We start from the raw sequence: 14,703 nt of genomic DNA on the forward strand, positions 1-14,703 counted from the left end.
AGAAATCAGCATTGGCCTCGCTCATTAATCTTTGCCTAAGATTCACACGCTCAACCTATATAGAGAGACTGTTAAATGAAATCATTGTTGCTAGTTACCCTAAGCTTAAGCTGTCTGTTAGCGGGATGTCAGCAAGCCGAATCAACGACAGAGTCAACCAAGCTAAGCCAGGCCCAACTCAATGATTTAGCAGATAATCTGGTACTTACCGTCGATTTAAAAAGTAATGTGGATGTGGCTAATTGCCCAAGCGGCAATCAAGGCGACTGTTATGTGGCCCAGTTTAACCTGACTTTCCCGGTCGATATAAACAACGACGACTGGACGATTTATTTTAGCCAAACCTCTCCTATCCAGTGGGACGGTAGTGATCAATTTAATATTGAACATATTAATGGGGATCTGCATACCATCACGCCGATCAGTCAACATTATACTGCCGGTCAAACTTATACTATCCCATTTAAGGGGCCAAACTGGCGTACCGCTGAATCTGACTTTACCCCTAATTACTTTATCGTTGCTGAAGGTCTGGAGCCTCGCACTATCCGTTCCACCATGGAAATAAAAGAAGACGATCGTCAGTTAGCCAGAATGCAACATGTCTTGCCATTTACCTCTGCAGAACAAACTCAACGGGGCTCAAAGGACAATACGCCTCTTGCCACGCCAGAATATTTGTACGATGAACATGCCAAAATCAATAGCATGGCGAGCGTCGCACCCGATACCATCCGGGTCATCCCTAAATTACAGCAAGCTAACTGGCAACAACAAAGTGTCAGTCTACAAGATGGTTTACATATCACAGTGGCGGATCAACACCGATTTGCGCCGGCTATCGAGTTACTTAAAGCCCAAGGCATCAAGCTTTCAGATAACGGATTGAGCGTCAATCTGACTCAAGTTCAATCTTCAGAATTAGGCGCACAGGGTTATCAGTTAGTTATTCAACCAGAACAAATTAACATCAGCGCGAATGGCGATGCCGGATTATTTTATGCTTTGGTGTCATTAGCCCAATTAGTTCAAGAACAACAAAGTGACTCAGAGCTGCAATTAACCCTTGGTGATGTGGTTGATGTTCCCCGCTATGACTTCCGGGGTCTACATTTGGATATTTCACGTAATTTTCACAGCAAAGCACTGATTTTAAAATTGCTGGGAGAAATGGCCACCTACAAAATCAATAAATTGCATTTGCATATGGCCGATGATGAAGGGTGGCGTTTGGAAATTCCGGGGCTTCCGGAGTTAACGGAAATTGGCGCCTATCGCTGTTTTGACTTAACCGAACAACACTGTTTGCTGCCTCAATTAGGCAGTGGTCCGAACAAAGACACATCAGTTAACGGCTATCTGACTACCGATGACTATATCGATATCCTAAAGTATGCCCATGCCCGTCACATTGAAGTTATTCCAGCCATCGACATGCCAGGTCACTCTCGTGCAGCAGTTAAAGCCATGCAGGCTCGTTACAATAAGTTCAAGCAAAGTGAACAAACGGATAAAGCCGAGCAGTATCTGCTTTCAGATATCGATGACAAGAGTGAGTACAGCTCAATCCAGCACTACAATGACAACACATTAAACCCGTGTATTCCTTCAACATACCGCTTTATTGAAAAAGTGATTGATGAAGTTGCCAATATGCACCAAAAGGCTGGTGTGCCAATGCGTCGTTATCATATTGGGGCCGACGAAACGGCTGGCGCCTGGAATGATTCTCCGGCATGCCAGAAGTTGATTGCCGAAAATGACGACTTAGATTCTGCTGAACAGTTAACTCCGTATTTTATCGCCAAAGTATCGCAGATTGTCACAGAAAAAGGGTTGATTGCTGGTGCCTGGAGCGACGGTCTTGCTCATGTAAAACAAGATAAACTGCCCGCTAAAATGCAGGCCAATATTTGGGATGCACTTTTTTGGCAAGGCCACAATCGGGCTCAGGAGTTTGCCAATCGTGACTGGGATACGGTTTTATCCCTGCCCGACATGCTGTACTTTGATTTCCCCTATCAGAAAGATCCAAAGGAACCTGGTTATTATTGGGGTTCTCGATATACCGACAGCTTTCAGGTGTTCCAGTTTATGCCAGATAATTTGCCGGCACATGCTGAAATATGGACCGATAGTATGGGACACCCTTATACCGCAAAAGATACCACGCCCCGTGATAACGGCAAATCTTTTACCGGTATGCAAGCGCAATTCTGGAGTGAGACTGTCAGAGCCGATAGCGCAGTTGAATATATGCTGTTTCCACGCTTAATTGCTTTTGCCGAACGCGCCTGGCATAAAGCCGATTGGGCTCTGCCTTATCAGGCAGGACAAACCTACTCCAGTCAAACCCATCATATTGATGAGCAAAGCAAAGCGGCACAATTGCAAGATTGGGCCGGGTTTAGCCAGACAATGGTTAACTATGTTATGCCGGAATTAGCCCGAAATGATGTGCTGTTCCGACTGCCCACGCCGGGTGTGAAGAAAGTCGATGGTATGCTGCACGCCAACAGTTACTTTAACGGTTTAACCATTCAGTACCGACATGCTGATGGTCAATGGCAAAATTACCTCGAACCTATTGCCGCCGATGGCGAGTTAGAGTTTAGAACTGCCTTGCCAGAACTAAAATATTACAGTCGCTATATAAGAATAAATTAGTCTTAAATAAAACAATAATAGTAATAAATAATTTAATGACAGCGCTGTCATTATGCTGTTAAACTAACCAAATAAGAAATGTGCTGGCTCGTTAAAAGCCTACAACACAATAATTGCGGGAGTAACAAGGTGAGTTCGCAAGAACAATATTATATTGGCATTGACGGAGGTGGCACCAAATGCAAGGCCATTCTGCAAAATAGTCAGGGTGAGACACTTGGAGAAGCCACCGCTGGCCCAGCAAATCCGCTACGTGGCATTAGTCTGGCAGAAAACTCCATTATAGAGGCCGCACAACAAGCATTAAGTAATGCGAATTTGCCTATATCATTAGCGCAATTATATGCAGGTATCGGCTTGGCTGGTGTTAACTTGCCCAGTTTTAATGCCAAAATGCAACAATGGCGACATCCGTTTAAGGCCATGCATTTAACCACCGATTTACACATTGCCTGTCTTGGCGCCCACAATGGACAAGATGGCGCGATCATGATTGCCGGCACCGGCTCTTCTGGTGTTTCTGTAGTCAATCAACAATATTTTGAAATTGGCGGCCACGGTTTTAGCGTAGGTGATAAAGGCAGTGGTGCATGGCTAGGTTTAACCGCCATCAGCCAATCATTAGAAGCCTTAGATGGCATTGGTCATCGTCATTCGCTGGTGGATCAAGTACTCGAGTTTTTAAAGGTCAACTCCGCCCATGAATTAGTCGAGCTATTAGTGGGTAAAAACCCGGCGTTTTTCGCAAAACTTTCGCCTATCGTTATTCAAGCCGCCAAGGCGCATGATCCAATGGCGTTAGCCATTGTACAGGATGGAGCCGCCTATTTAAGTAATATGGCAAGACGCCTATTAGCGAATCAGCCACCGCGTTTATCGATGATTGGTGGCTTGGCTAAATATATTGCAGAATGGCTAGATGAAGATGTTAAACAACATTTACAGCCGCCTGTTCATTCACCCGAAATCGGTGCGATATTACTCGCCCGGACATTAACCTCAACAGTGAGAGAAGCATAAAATGTCAACCAGTATTATGGCTAAAGAGGCAGCCGAAGCCCCCTCTATTATCGCTAACCAGTTAGTCGGGAATCTTGATTTGTGCATGGCACTGGGTCAACAAATTCGTGATTTTGATCCGGCTTATGTCTATATGGTGGGTCGTGGTTCTTCCGATCACGCTGGCGTTTTTGCTAAATACCTGATCGAAATAGAAGCGAATTTACCGGTATGTGCTGCTGCACCTTCAGTAAACAGTATTTATGGCCAAACGCTGAACCTCAACAAAGCCCTGGTCATTGCGATTTCACAATCTGGGCGCAGCCCGGATATTCTGGCGCAAACCAAAGCAGCAAAAGACTCTGGTGCTTTTTGTGTGGCATTGGTTAACGATCAAAGCTCCCCTCTGGCTGAATTAGTGGATTTCGTATTACCTATCCGTGCCAATGAAGAAAAAGCGGTTGCCGCAACCAAAAGTTATTTAGCCACCTTAAGCGCTATTTTACAAATGGTAGCCTGCTGGAAACAGGACGATAAACTGTTAACCGCACTTAATGATTTGCCAGCACAAATGCAACAAGCCGCTGAAGACGCCCCTCAGTTGACTCAAGCCTTTGTAGAACCACTGAAACATTGTGTGGTACTGGGTCGTGGTTTTGGTTATGCCATTTCCCGTGAAATAGCCTTAAAACTCAAAGAAGTGTGCAGTGTGCATGCCGAAGCATTTAGTAGTGCAGAGTTTTTACATGGGCCGGTCACCTTGGTTGAGAAAAAACTGGCGATTATTGATATTTCTGTTGAAGATGAATCTTATCCTTCACACCTTGAGCAGATAGAAGAAGTAAAACGTCGTGGCGCCGTGGTCGCTCGTTTAACTCACAACGACAAATCCATTCATCCACGTATTGCTGCGTTGACGATTTTACAGCGCTTCTATTTAGACATTGAGAAAATCGCTGTCGATATGGGGTTGGATCCTGATAGTCCAGCCGGTCTAAAAAAAGTGACTCAAACGGTTTAGGAATAACGCATGTCCACCACCTACTTAGCCGAAACATTATTTAACGGCAACGAAATACTCAACAATGTCAGTATGACTGTTGAAAATGGCATCATTACTGCAATTGAAACCGGAAATAAGGCAACTGACGGAGTGAAGTTAACCGGTTTGGTTAGCCCTGGTTTTGTTGATGTACAAGTCAATGGTGGTGGTGGTGTATTGTTTAATCAGGATCCGTCACTCCAGGCTTTACAAACCATGGTTCAAGGCCATGCGATATATGGCACCACTGCAATGTTGCCAACCTTAATTACCGATGAATTACCGGTCATTGAGCGGGCTGCCGACGCGATGGCCGAAGCCATTAGCCAAGGTACAGCCGGGATCATCGGTATCCATTTTGAAGGCCCACACTTAAGTGAGCCGAAGCGTGGTATTCATTCATCCAGTTTTATTCGCCCCATCAGTGATAAAGAATTAGCTCAATATTGCCGTCAGGATTTAGGCAAAGTCATTGTTACGGTCGCACCGGAAAATGTCCCCGCCGATATTATTGCCGAACTGGTAAAACAGGGTGTACACGTGTGTTTAGGTCATTCCAATGCCACCGCTGATGTAGTTGAAAAAGCCCTTCAGGCGGGTGCCACCGGCTTTACTCATTTATATAACGCCATGTCCCCCCTTACCAGCCGCGAGCCCGGAATGGTGGGCGTCGCCTTAAACGATAACAACAGTTATTGTGGATTAATTGTTGATCATCATCATGTACACGCCACCAGTTGCCAACTGGCGATTAAAGCTAAAGGCTGGCAACGTATTATGTTAGTCACCGATGCGATGGCGCATGTTGGTTCAGATATTACCTCGCTACCTTATTTAGATACCGAAATTATTCGTGAAGGTGATAAGCTCGCTTTGCCCAACGGCACATTAGCGGGCTCGGCACTGGATATGGCAACTGCGGTACGCAATACCCATCGAGATTTAGGGTTGCCCTTAATCGATAGCTTAAATATGGCATCAGCTACCCCAGCGACATTCCTTGGCCTTGAACAACAGTTAGGTAAGCTAGCTGTGGGTTACTCGGCTGACTTTGTCGTATTGGATAAAAGCCAACAGGTTCAATCTACCTGGATAAGTGGTAATAAGGTATTTGATGCTCACCAATAAACCCAATTCCAATAACAACAATTAAGGAATTAATTTATGCAAGCAAGCTCTGTTCAGCCAAATCAAACCAGCCATAGTTTTGTGCCTATAGCCTTGATTGGATTACTGTTTTTTATTTTTGGTTTTATCACTTGGCTTAATGGTGCATTAATTCCATTTTTACAAATAGTCTGTGATTTAAGCCAAACCCAAGCATTACTGATTGCCAGTTCGTTCTATATTGCCTACACCGTTATGGCGCTGCCAATGGCCGCTATATTGGAACGTACCGGGTATAAGAACTCCATATCAATTGGCCTGGTGATGGTGGCCGCTGGCTTCTTGTTATTTATTCCAGCTGCAGAAACCCACTCCTTTGTATTATTCTTGCTTGCCCAGTTTGTGGTAGGCACCAGCCTGACATTACTACAAACCGCGGCTAATCCCTATATTGTTAAGATTGGGCCACAAGAAACCGCCGCCGTCCGTATTTTCATTATGGGTTTGTTGAACAAAGGCGCGGGCGTATTGGCCCCATTATTTTTTGCGGCACTTGTGGTTGGTGATTTACAGCATGTCACTATGGCTTCAGTTAACGCACTACCGGAAGCAGAAAAGCTGGCGCAAATTGATGAGTTGGCTAACGGATTAATCCTGCCATATATCTGCGGAGCAGTAGTTTGGTTGCTTGCTGCGGCGTTTATCAAAAAGTCCAATCTGCCCGAATTAGAGCTGGAACATGAAGTCTCAGAAGACACCGGCACCGAATTAGCCGCAGATAAAACCTCGGTCTTGCAGTTTCCGCATCTGATTTTAGGCGCGATAACGATATTCTTATATGTAGGCGCCGAAGTGATAGCGGGGGATACCATTGGCTTATTCGGCTCGCAATTAGGCGTCCCTAATGCCACTACCCTAACCTCCTTTACCATGGGCTTTATGCTGTTTGGTTATGCATTAGGCTTGGTATTAATTCCCCGCTTATTAAGCCAACAAACCGCTTTACTTTGGTCCGCCGCGTTAGGTGTCGTAATTTCGTTATTAATTGTGACGTCGGATCCAACTTCCACTGTCGTATCGGAAGTATTATGGGGCTGGTCAAGCATACAAATATTGCCTGATTTAGTTACCTATGTCGCGATGTTTGGTTTTGCCAATGCCGTAGTATGGCCTGCAGTATGGCCCTTAGCGCTGGATGGTTTAGGCAAACTGACCCCTAAAGGCTCTGCGCTGTTGATTATGGGTATTTCTGGTGGAGCACTTTTACCACTATTGTTTGGCGTATTGTCCGATCACTTCGGTGGCCAACATGGTTATCTCATGATGATCCCACTGTATCTGTTTATTCTGTTTTATGCTGCTAAAGGCCACAAAATCAAGACGTGGCGTTAAGCCTTTAAACTGATCAAAACCATATCAAATAATCAGGGTAACAATCACCATTGTTGCCCTTTTTTATTGGCCAAATAAAAAATCCATATTTCTCTGGCAACTCGATGTTTTTCTAGGTAATTTAATCATCTAAATAACTATTTTATAAGATTGATCAATGTCATTTGCTGTTCGCTCACACATTATTATTAAACTCTGGCTACTCAATGTATGCAGCCAGATGATGTTGTGATCTGAACACAATCTGGTTGCGGAGTTCCGTGACCAGTGTCTATGAGCTCCGCAAATATTCCCCATTAAGTTGGGTTTGCCAAGGAGCACAATATGTCTGCTGAAAAACAATATTCGTTTGTATCCGGATTATTACTGGCCTTAGCCGGTACATTTCTGTTTTCGATGAAACCGATCCTGATCAAGCAGGTTTATTTACTCGGTGTGGACAGCAGCCAATTGATTGCCCTGCGCATGTTGTTTGCTGCACCGTTTTATTTCCTAGTTGGCCTATTTTTATGGCGCAAACAACTCCACTTGAGACCGGTCTATCGTTCCAGTTTGGTCAACATATTAGGATTGGGCGTACTCGGCTATTACGTTGCCAGTTATCTGGATTTAATGGCGTTACAATATATCAGTGCCCAATTAGAACGGGTGGTACTGTTCTGTTTTCCGACTATTGTGGTGTTGCTGTCCCGCTGGGTATTTAAAACTCCGATGCCACGCAATATCTGGTGGATACTGGGATTATCCTATGCCGGTATTTTACTGATTTTTGGCCACGATATGGCCACCATGGGTGAAGACGTGTTACTCGGCACAATACTGGTGTTTATTGGTGCCATCAGCTTTGCCGTCTATACCCTGTGGAGTAAGCCATTAATTGGCAAAGTGGGTAGTCTGATGTTTACCTGCATCGCCATGTTATCGGCCAGTGTTGTCATTTTTATCCATTTCAGTTTGACTCATCCAATGGACGCATTGTTGGTGCAGCCCCACGCCTTGGTTTTAACCGCTACCATCGCCATTTTTTGTACCGTTATTCCTTCCTTTTTGGTGGCTGAAGCCATCAATCGCATGGGACCGGAACGTACCAGTGTCGTCGGTACCTGTGGGCCGGTCATTACGTCGATAGTGGCAGTATTCTGGTTGGGTGAAGCCTTTACCCTCTTTCACTTTGCCGGATTATCTATGGTAATGCTGGCCGTATGGTTGATGATTAAAAACCGCTAAAACACAGGGAAGTAAAAAGGCGTTGAACAAGAATCTGTGGTTATTGTGGCAAGGTCAGCTTGTTAGCCAATTGGGCATGCAAGCCTATACCATGGCGATGATGTTCTGGTTAATGGATAATATCGGCTCATCAGCATGGATGAGTATTATTATGGCTTTATCCATGCTGCCCGGTTTGATATTGAGCCCTTTGGCTGGCGTTTTGGCTGATAGTTGTAATCGTAAAACCATCATTATCATGGCGGATTTACTACGTGGTGGCGCGGTTTTATTGCTTACTATCTGCGTATTTTTCTATGCAGATAATCATTTACTTGTTGTCAGTGCGTTCGCTGTAACAGGGGTGATTAACAGTAGTTGCAAAGCCTTTTTCCAACCCGCTATCAATGCGTTGATCCCTGATCTAGCGCATAAAATTCAACTAGCCAAAAGCATGGCATTCTTCGAGTCGTCCAATCAGGCCACATTAGTAGTCGGTCAGGTGTTAGGCGGGATACTCTATCACTTGTTAGGTGCGCCACTATTACTGTTAATTGACGCGATCAGTTATTTTTTGTCGGCTCTTAGTCAAAGTTTTATTGCGATTAGGTTTCAACCTCAAACAAAGCGCTCAGGGCAATTAAAACAACGTTATCACCAATTTTTGCAGCAACTGATAGAAGGGTATCAATATATCCAGTCTCAAACTGGCATGTGGCCAACATTAGTCTTTAGCGCCTCGGTGAACTTTTTTATTGCACCAGTGATGCTGATGCTACCATTTTATGTAAAAAATCAGCTTCATCAACAGGCCCAGTGGTATGGAATGTTATTAGCTGCGATGGCCATAGGCAGCATAATAGGTTATGGGTGTGCCGCCCATTTTCCCGTCAAAGCAAAGCACCGTCCTTGGCTGATGTTATTCGCTATTATCGGGTTTGCTTTGATGACCCTACTACTCAGTTCGAGTCATTACGCGTTATTTTCTGCCACCGCATTATTAATCGGTGGTGTCGGGTTAGGTTTGTTTAATCTGAACAGTATGACTCTTTTCCAACTACAAACACCGGCTAAACTGCGGGGACGAGTGATGAGTTTATTGATGACCGCATCCAGTGCCTTCTTGCCGTTGGGATTATTAGTTGGAGGCGGGTTAGGAAAGGCACTCAACAATGATCCCCAACCTATATACGCCTTTTGTGGCATCGGTATTATTTTGACCACTTTAACGGTGATGTTGTGTCGCTCCGCGAGACAATTCATGGCTGGTAAACACTGACAAGTCTATATGGGCCGGAGCCGATATGGTCACCATTGAAAACTATAAGCATGAAAATGATGTAACTTATCTATGGTTACAGGATATTGATAGCGGCAAACCAGTGTCTGAAGTTAAAGCAACCAAGGTATTAAGCAACTTTAACGTCAACGCACAAATCTACGATAGTCAATGTGCCAAAGGTACAGTTTAGTTTGAGAGCCTAAAAGAACCCGCATTTAATTAAGGAATGTTGGTTCTTTATTCTTTAATATGTGCTGCACCTGTTCGCGAATATCGGCATATCTGGCTTTTTCACATAAACCATATCCGGCTAATTGACGTACTTTATAGCGGGTAAAAAACGGTACGCTAATCCCCGCCAGAAAGCGGCAATATAATTCAATGGAGATAGGTTGCCCGGTTTTGCTGGCAACCTGTTTTTGAAACTCGTTAAGTGCCTCACCGATAACCGATTGTTCCGGCCACTGGAAGTGTTGCGAGGTAGATAATTTTGCAATTTGACCACGGCAGACTGAACAATGACCACAATTTTCGGGACTGCGCTGATCATCGAAATACAGCGAGAGGTTGTGGCTTAAACAGCGATCCAGTTCGAAAAAACGCACTAGTGCTGCAATCCGTTTAATTTCCTTTTGTTCTTTTTCAATAAAGTGCTGATAAAGTTTTTCGGTTAAATTCGTTATCGCTAATTGTTCCTCATTAACCTGATAGACATCGGTAATACGTTTGGTTTCCAGCACAATCAAATTTTTTTCCTGTAAATAATCCAGCGCCGCGACCACCCGTTTACGTTCAAACTGATACTGCTCGATTAAACTATCGAAATTAAGCGTTCCCCAGACTTTTTTAAATTGGGTATGGGCAAAAATACAGCTTAAAAAGTCCTGACGATCCTGATCAAATAACGCCAGAATATCCGCCTGCGGTTGTAAAAATTTATATTTAAAATCGGCAAAGTAAGAATATAGTGGTTGAATAACACCGATTATTTCCAATTGCACGAGCAAGGTTTTCAACGGCAATTGGCGTACATTAGTGGTGTTGGATAATCCAACTAATTGGCATTCCCATTGGTTATTTTGGACGGTCTGTTTAATATCACTAATCACCGCAGCAATCCCCTCTTTTTCCGGGGTATCACCGTAAACGAAATTTTCTAATGTGGTTAATCCATCCAGATTTGCCAGTGTGATACAGTTTGATGCCTGACCATCCCGACCTGCCCGACCAATTTCCTGACTGTAATTTTCAATCGACTTGGGTAAGTCATAATGGATCACAAAACGAATATCGGCCTTATCAATCCCCATGCCAAACGCAATCGTCGCCACTACAATCTGACTGCGGCCTTGCATAAAGTCTGCCTGGATCTGCTGTCGCGTAGGATCGTCTAAACCAGCATGATAAGCCACTGCGTTAATGTTGTGCTGTTGTAGATAACGCGCCACTTGTTCAGCAGTTTGTTGCAAAGTGACATACACAATACCACTGCCAGTCTGCTGACTAACTTGTGTTAATAATTGCGTATTCTTCTGACTTGATGGCACAGCAATGACCGACAAATCCAGATTACGACGATAAAATCCGGTTTGTACGATATGTTCTTCAGCAATATCAAACCGTTGTGCCATATCACGCTTGACCATTTTGGTGGCGGTGGCGGTCAGCAATAATACCAGCGGAATGTTTAACGCTTGACGGTAGGCTGGCAACTTTAAATAATCAGGTCGGAAGTTATGCCCCCACTCCGAAATACAATGAGCTTCATCCACGACCAACATGGATACCGGAACGGATTGAATAAATTGTCGAAAACGTTCATTCTTAAATCTTTCCACCGAGACCATCAGCACCTTGAGACTGCCATTACGCACATCTGCCATGATCTGTTGGCTCTGTTCCAAGCTCAAGGTCGAATCGATACTCGCGGCTTTAATGCCTTTTTCAGCCAAAAAACCAAGCTGATCTTGCATCAAGGCCAGTAACGGTGACACCACCAGAGTTAAGTGAGGCAGATGAACCGCTGGAAGCTGATAGCATAAGGATTTTCCTGAGCCAGTGGGAAAAATAGCCAAACAAGAATTATTATTCATTAATTGCTGAATCGTTTGTTCTTGCCCCTCTCGAAACTGCTCAAAGCCAAAATGTTGCTGCAAAGAATTACGCAAATTAAGCGACATAACCGACATCCCTTTCTGTGGCATTATTAATAATGACAGTAACTCATTGTAGACGCCGGAGAGATAAATGGATCGACAAGTTCAGACGGTTCCGGCTTTTGCCGGAACCTAAATACGGCAGGAAATGATTTATTGCTTAAAGCGTAAGTTAAAGGTGACTGGAACCGTTAGCGTGATACTATCCAGACCAGCTAAGGATTTAAGTTTTTCAACACCTTCAGTCAAACCAAAATCGGCACTGCTAATCAATACGGGTTTAATACTAGTCACTTGAATCCCGCCATCAGCGAGGCCAGTAACGGTCACTGGTAATTTAAGGGATTGTTTCATCCCATGTAAATCCAAATCAGCATCCAGGCTGGTCACTTGAGTTTCTCCTGCTGCTAAAGCCAGTAACTCTGCGCTGACGTTAGCTTTTACCGTCGCCATCGGAAATTTATCCGCCGCAAATAAAAATTTAATCATCCGCTGATTACGAATATCAATGCCGGTATCGACCGAACTTAAATCTAACTCAACCACTGCATTACCCGCATCATCCAACTTGCCGGAAAGTGTTTTAATTTGGTGAATCTCTGTCACCTGAGCTTTTTTGGTGGATAAAAAATTCAAGGTGGATTGAGCCGGATCGAGCTGCCAGTCGGCTAATGTAGACGTTGAAACTAATAATGCTGAAACAAGACTAATAATTCTCATAATTCCTTACTCATAATATTGAACAATAGTATTCCAATCCACTTGCTGGTCACCCAGCACAAGAAAATTGGGGTTGGTCAGTACGCTACGCTGATTATAGGTTAACGGATTAAAATCTACCGCGACGATATTACCACCTGCTTCAGTGACGATACATTGTGAAGCCCCGGTATCCCACTCACCTGTGACACCTAAACGCATAAAAATATCCGCTTTTCCTTCGGCAATAAAACAGGCTTTTAATGAGCAACTACCTAACGGTAAAGTATGAAATACGCGTTGGTCGGTCAATCTGGACAATACGTTTTCGCGGGATTGACGGCGACTGATGGCAATAGTCACGACATCATTTTGTGGATCCTCGAATTGTCGAACATGGATCGGACCACTTTCACTCGGACTTTCCTTGTGAGCACCATGCCCTTTGCTGGCAAAATACAAGGCATTCCCAGCCGGCCAATAAATCACTCCGATAATCGGTTGATTGTCTTCAATAAGCGCAATATTAACGGCAAAATCTCCGCTACGGGCAACAAACTCCTGAGTTCCATCAATAGGATCGATCAACCAGTAACGCTGCCAGTGCTTTCGCTCTGATAGTGGCGCATTGGTCTGCTCTTCAGACATGATTGGAATATTAGGAGTCAGCTCACGCAGCATCGAGTCAATGATATCGTGGGCTTTATAATCAGCAGATGTCACCGGAGAGTCATCGGTTTTACTAAAACTCTCATAGTCGCCACTATCATAAATGGCCCATACGGCGGCGCCAGCTTGCAGAGCTGCCTGTTTGGCAATCTCTAATAGTTGTTGTGTTTCAGCATCCGGCATTTATTGATCCCTTAACCAGCGTTCCATCAGCAACAGGGCTGATACGCTGCGTGCTTCGGTAAAGTCTTCCTGAGTCAACAATGAATCAATTTGATCAATCTTCCAGGGAACAATCTCTAATGGTTCAGGCTCATCACCTTGTAACCGTTCTGCAAAAAGATCCTGAGCAATCAATATTGTCATGCTGGCATTAAAAAAGGTTGGTGCCATTTGCACCCGATGTAAGAATTGCAAACGCTTGGCACCGTAGCCCACTTCTTCTTTGAGCTCTCGGTTAGCCGCTTGCTCTGGTGTTTCACCGGGATCAATTAATCCTTTAGGGAACCCCAGTTGATAGGAATGCGTACCGGCAGCATATTCACGAACCAACAAGAATGTTTGTTCATCAATAAATGGCACCATCATCACCGCTCCACGACCACTGCCAGCCATTCTTTCGTATTGGCGATTCACCCCATTACTAAATTCCAACTCCAAACTTTCAATATGGAATATTTTGCTACTCGCCACCGGTTTACGATGATGAATAATTGGAAGAACTTGTTGGGTGACTGTTTTACTCATTAACCTTACACGTTAAAATGGCTCGCCTTGCTACTATAACTTTTCTTATTTCAAATGCCTATGCTCTGTTGGAACCAAATTGACACTGTTTTACTGGATATGGATGGCACTCTGCTCGATTTGCATTTTGATAACCATTTCTGGATGGAGCATATTCCGCAAAAATACGCGCACAATAATAATATTAGCCTGGCTGAAGCCCGCGCTAGACTCGATGTGGAGTTTGTTAAAGTCGCTGGAACACTGGATTGGTACTGTCTGGATTACTGGGCAGATATTTTAAAACTGGATATTGTCGCGGCGAAACGAGAAATTCAGCATCTCATTCGCATGCGTGACGACACCATTCCCTTTTTGGACGCATTAAAGAATAGCGGACGGGAAGTGATAATTGTTACCAACGCGCACCCCAATAGTTTGTCATTAAAAGTGGAACAGACCCAACTTGATCATCATATTGATCATATGATTTCCACTCATCAATTTGGGGTGAGCAAAGAATCACAATTATTGTGGCAGCAGTTACACCATCAACTTAACTTTAATCCCCAACGAACCTTGTTTGTGGATGACAGCTTACCTATATTGGGCGCAGCCAAACAATTTGGAATCGCCCATTTGTTAGCGGTTAGCAATCCCGACAGCAAAATGCCCAGCAGGCAAGTTGATGAATTTGTCGCAACTGACGATTTTCGCGAACTGCTTGTTGATATACAGGCTTCAAGCCAGAACTGAAT

13 protein-coding genes are annotated in these 14,703 nt (G+C 44.2%); 9 read left to right on the forward strand and 4 right to left on the reverse strand.

All coding sequences use genetic code 11. The features are described from left to right. The first annotated feature begins 75 nt into the window (after positions 1 to 75). From ACTD55_RS16035 to ACTD55_RS16070, 8 genes are all read left to right on the forward strand, one after another. Positions 76 to 2,667, forward strand: a complete 2,592-nt coding sequence (locus ACTD55_RS16035) for a family 20 glycosylhydrolase (RefSeq protein ID WP_438865344.1) — start codon at positions 76 to 78, stop codon at positions 2,665 to 2,667. Between the two features lie 129 nt (positions 2,668 to 2,796). Further along, a complete protein-coding gene (gene nagK, locus ACTD55_RS16040; protein ID WP_438865345.1) occupies positions 2,797 to 3,687 on the forward strand; it encodes an N-acetylglucosamine kinase in 891 nt (296 codons plus the stop codon). Between the two features lies 1 nt (position 3,688). After that, a complete protein-coding gene (gene nagB-II / locus ACTD55_RS16045; RefSeq protein WP_438865346.1) occupies positions 3,689 to 4,687 on the forward strand; it encodes a glucosamine-6-phosphate deaminase NagB-II in 999 nt (332 codons plus the stop codon). Between the two features lie 9 nt (positions 4,688 to 4,696). Then, positions 4,697 to 5,836, forward strand: coding sequence for an N-acetylglucosamine-6-phosphate deacetylase (gene nagA / locus ACTD55_RS16050; protein WP_438865347.1), 1,140 nt, complete (start codon positions 4,697 to 4,699; stop codon positions 5,834 to 5,836). A gap of 36 nt (positions 5,837 to 5,872) precedes the next feature. Then, entirely contained in the window at positions 5,873 to 7,207 is a 1,335-nt protein-coding gene (locus tag ACTD55_RS16055) for a sugar MFS transporter (protein ID WP_438865348.1), read from the forward strand. A gap of 324 nt (positions 7,208 to 7,531) precedes the next feature. After that, positions 7,532 to 8,434 (forward strand): DMT family transporter, encoded by a 903-nt coding sequence (locus tag ACTD55_RS16060; protein WP_438865349.1) that lies wholly within the window; start codon positions 7,532 to 7,534, stop codon positions 8,432 to 8,434. 22 nt (positions 8,435 to 8,456) lie between these two features. After that, a complete protein-coding gene (locus ACTD55_RS16065; RefSeq protein WP_438865350.1) occupies positions 8,457 to 9,692 on the forward strand; it encodes an MFS transporter in 1,236 nt (411 codons plus the stop codon). A gap of 25 nt (positions 9,693 to 9,717) precedes the next feature. Continuing rightward, on the forward strand, positions 9,718 to 9,885 hold the full coding sequence (locus ACTD55_RS16070) for a hypothetical protein (protein ID WP_438865351.1): 168 nt from the start codon (positions 9,718 to 9,720) through the stop codon (positions 9,883 to 9,885). Between the two features lie 25 nt (positions 9,886 to 9,910). Here the strand turns inward: ACTD55_RS16070 and ACTD55_RS16075 are convergent, their stop codons facing one another. The 4 genes from ACTD55_RS16075 to nudE all read right to left on the reverse strand — a co-directional run bounded on the left by ACTD55_RS16075 (position 9,911) and on the right by nudE (position 13,966). After that, positions 9,911 to 11,875 carry a RecQ family ATP-dependent DNA helicase gene (locus ACTD55_RS16075; RefSeq protein WP_438865352.1) on the reverse strand — a complete coding sequence of 655 codons (1,965 nt, stop codon included), beginning with the start codon at positions 11,873 to 11,875 and terminating at the stop codon, positions 9,911 to 9,913. A gap of 129 nt (positions 11,876 to 12,004) precedes the next feature. Beyond that, the gene (locus ACTD55_RS16080) at positions 12,005 to 12,571 is read right to left on the reverse strand and encodes a YceI family protein (protein WP_438865353.1); all 567 of its coding nucleotides are present in this window, start codon (positions 12,569 to 12,571) and stop codon (positions 12,005 to 12,007) included. Positions 12,572 to 12,577: 6 nt separating this feature from the next. Continuing rightward, positions 12,578 to 13,402: a 3'(2'),5'-bisphosphate nucleotidase CysQ gene (gene cysQ, locus ACTD55_RS16085; protein ID WP_438865354.1), complete on the reverse strand. Its 825-nt coding sequence runs from the start codon at positions 13,400 to 13,402 to the stop codon at positions 12,578 to 12,580. After that, entirely contained in the window at positions 13,403 to 13,966 is a 564-nt protein-coding gene (gene nudE, locus ACTD55_RS16090; RefSeq protein ID WP_438865355.1) for an ADP compounds hydrolase NudE, read from the reverse strand. Between the two features lie 54 nt (positions 13,967 to 14,020). On the opposite strand from nudE, the gene yrfG reads away from it, so the two are divergent. Next, positions 14,021 to 14,701 (forward strand): GMP/IMP nucleotidase, encoded by a 681-nt coding sequence (yrfG, locus tag ACTD55_RS16095; protein ID WP_438865356.1) that lies wholly within the window; start codon positions 14,021 to 14,023, stop codon positions 14,699 to 14,701. Positions 14,702 to 14,703 lie beyond the last annotated feature (2 nt).

The sequence above is a fragment of the Neptunicella sp. genome (genome assembly GCF_048268085.1).
In the GTDB taxonomy this organism is placed as follows: domain Bacteria; phylum Pseudomonadota; class Gammaproteobacteria; order Enterobacterales; family Alteromonadaceae; genus Neptunicella.

Bases quoted from the DNA above. Each gene is read 5' to 3' on its own strand.
- ACTD55_RS16035 (WP_438865344.1), top strand. From the start codon at position 76: ATGAAATCATTGTTGCTAGTTACCCTAAGCTTAAGCTGTCTGTTAGCG.
- nagB-II (WP_438865346.1), top strand. From the start codon at position 3,689: ATGTCAACCAGTATTATGGCTAAAGAGGCAGCCGAAGCCCCCTCTATT.
- nagA (WP_438865347.1), top strand. From the start codon at position 4,697: ATGTCCACCACCTACTTAGCCGAAACATTATTTAACGGCAACGAAATA.
- ACTD55_RS16055 (WP_438865348.1), top strand. From the start codon at position 5,873: ATGCAAGCAAGCTCTGTTCAGCCAAATCAAACCAGCCATAGTTTTGTG.
- ACTD55_RS16060 (WP_438865349.1), top strand. From the start codon at position 7,532: ATGTCTGCTGAAAAACAATATTCGTTTGTATCCGGATTATTACTGGCC.
- ACTD55_RS16070 (WP_438865351.1), top strand. From the start codon at position 9,718: ATGGTCACCATTGAAAACTATAAGCATGAAAATGATGTAACTTATCTA.
- ACTD55_RS16075 (WP_438865352.1), bottom strand. From the start codon at position 11,875: ATGTCGCTTAATTTGCGTAATTCTTTGCAGCAACATTTTGGCTTTGAG.
- ACTD55_RS16080 (WP_438865353.1), bottom strand. From the start codon at position 12,571: ATGAGAATTATTAGTCTTGTTTCAGCATTATTAGTTTCAACGTCTACA.
- cysQ (WP_438865354.1), bottom strand. From the start codon at position 13,402: ATGCCGGATGCTGAAACACAACAACTATTAGAGATTGCCAAACAGGCA.
- nudE (WP_438865355.1), bottom strand. From the start codon at position 13,966: ATGAGTAAAACAGTCACCCAACAAGTTCTTCCAATTATTCATCATCGT.
- yrfG (WP_438865356.1), top strand. From the start codon at position 14,021: ATGCCTATGCTCTGTTGGAACCAAATTGACACTGTTTTACTGGATATG.